General features: G+C 35.5%; 2 pseudogenes. Both read right to left on the minus strand.

The features are described 5' to 3' along the window. Positions 1 to 183: pseudogene (locus R7Z77_RS25335) on the minus strand (polysaccharide pyruvyl transferase family protein); the annotation flags it as partial. A gap of 4 nt (positions 184 to 187) precedes the next feature. Continuing rightward, positions 188 to 736: pseudogene (locus R7Z77_RS25340) on the minus strand (hypothetical protein); the annotation flags it as partial.

Below are 736 nucleotides of genomic sequence, written 5' to 3' on the forward strand. Positions count from 1 at the left end.
TTTTCTTTTTAATTTTTTAAAACTATTAAATTCGTTTGAATAATTTAGGTTAAACCTTTCAACAGAGAATTCATTATCTATAATATTCTTCTTTATAAGATATTCTGCACTATCTACTATCACTTGATCACCAAGGTTTGTGTCATGTGTATAGCCAACCATCACCAACTTTTTCGCTGTCATGCTCTTATACCTTTAGTCTTATCATTTTCTTTTCTTCTACACCTAACACCAGCCAATACGTTAAAAAGCTAATCATCCCGAATGAAACCAAAGTGGTAGAAATAAACCTTAAAATACTTTGCTCGAAACTTATCGTTAATGAAAACAATACGACTATCGTTGGTATTAGTACTTGAAGTGCTTTGTTGATGACAAATAATATATATTTCTTAATGGATAACCCGGCTTTGAGCTTGAGAAAAGCGAGCCTCATTCCACAAGAAACTACCTCCATAAAAATGGAAACAACAATAACGGTGTAAGGGGGATAACCTAACGATAGGAAAATATAGGCCAATGGCACAGTTAGCAGCAGCACTGACCCAATAGTTGACTGGTAAGCCTTTACGTCTCCGGTTGCTTGTATAGCCGTTTGAAGACCAACCGTCGTAAGGTTTACAAACGCAAGAACTAAAAATAGCTTGATAAAAGTCAGTACACCATCAGGATAATCTCCCAACCATATCGACAACATAAAATCTGTTTCAAAAAATATCGGCAGCGCGATGACTGA

Source organism: Vibrio sp. 1401, assembly GCF_033340295.1.